This window comes from Moorena sp. SIO4A1 (assembly GCF_010672065.1).
Taxonomy (GTDB): Bacteria; Cyanobacteriota; Cyanobacteriia; order Cyanobacteriales; family Coleofasciculaceae; genus Moorena.
Map to the genome: position 1 here is coordinate 1 of NZ_JAAHHX010000647.1, position 1540 is coordinate 1540.

The 1540-nt window shown below is 43.8% G+C and carries 2 protein-coding genes; both read right to left on the reverse strand.

Annotation, left to right across the window (positions count from 1 at the left end):
* The coding region (locus tag F6K53_RS41515) for a CHASE2 domain-containing protein (protein ID WP_293086218.1) at nucleotides 1-897 on the reverse strand (897 nt) is incomplete at its 3' end.
* A gap of 3 nt (nucleotides 898-900) precedes the next feature.
* Nucleotides 901-1540: response regulator transcription factor (locus F6K53_RS41520; protein WP_293086221.1), on the reverse strand; the 640-nt coding region annotated here is incomplete at its 5' end.

Below are 1540 nucleotides of genomic sequence, written 5' to 3' on the forward strand. Positions count from 1 at the left end.
CACTTCTACACCAAATACTAATCCAGGAGTAGAGCTAGGGATAGCAGAAACATTGACAATATCTTTAACGCTAGGGCTAGTGATACCAATCAGGACTATGCGATCGCGAATCCAGCTTGGATCAATGTTGCCAGTTTGGATATCGTTGAGGGATACGATCCGAAACGGTTTGCGAGCACTGCGAAAATTAATTAGGATCTGATTTCCCCCAGCATCGGCTCTCACATAGCCTCCGGAATTGGGGCGAAAGCGAGTGAGTTCCGTAGTACCAAACTGCATGGCTATTGGGTCATAAGTGCCATTGGTTAGGGAAATTCCTTCTTTAGATAAATACGCTTTTGCTAGCAGTATAGCTAGAGAAAATTTATACTCTCCTTCCCGATTTGAAGTTCCTAGTAAACTGCGCCTGATGTGTCCGTCAGCGTCAGGTATCACATCGGCAAAGCCAACTTGTTCGGGGGGTAAAGTGGGTGGTGGATTAATGGTATTGCCATATTGGTCAGGTAAGGCTTTTTCAATGCCAATCACGGTTTTGATAGCCTGAAATGCTGCGACTAAGTCAGTGTAACCAGGATCAACGGGTAAATCTCTGACGATGTCAATACCAATAGCTCTAGGCTTATAGGTTGCTAGTTTTCTCAGCAGTGATGCTAAGTCTCGATCGGGTATGGGATAGGTACCTATGCCTTGGATGTCTTGTTCATTAATACCAACAATTAGAATTCTTTTATCAATAGATTCCCTAGGACGCCAACGGAGAAAACTATCGAGAGCAATCAATTCTAGACTTTGCAGGACGCCAGTGATGCGAAATAGGATTACTAGTGCGATCACGACTAGTCCTGGCATAAATCCTACCCGCCAGGTTTGAATTTCCTCCTCAGTAAAACGTTTCATGTCTCAATCGATTAGACCGACTTCTCTTGCCCGCTTCTCGGTTTTAATGCGAATATTTTCACCGGGTTTTGGATAAACCCCTAAAACGTCTTGAACTTTAGTCCAATAGTTACGCACGGTGCGCTCGGAGATTTGCATCCGCTGAGCAATGGTTCTATCCTGTAATCCTTCTTCAAAGGCTAAGGTTAGAAGTTCTAACCATTCGGATTTGATTTCCAAGCCTTTTCGCATCCCTTTGGGGGTGTAAATCAATCCCTGAAGTGACCAGTCAACTTTAATTAACATTTCTTTCTGGGGCAGGCTTTTATCTACGATGGTAAAGCCTCCTTCGTGTTCATTTATAGCAGGTTTTAAACGGATTAAGGCTTTGATATTAGCGCTTTGAACAACTATATTTAGGGTAGGGTATAGTTTCATTAATGTTTTGAGGAGTTGAATTCCCGTATCGGTTCGGGCAGTATCTCCCTGCTGCTTGGGAATGGAAAGATCGGCAACAACTAAGTCAGGGGATAACCTCTCTACGTATTCTTGAGCGATCTGGGCAGTTTTAGCCGTAACAATTTCTGCCTCTGGGTATTGCTTTTGCAGTTGGCTCACGGTTCCCTCTAGAACCGATTCGTGGTCGTCAATGACAATAATTTTT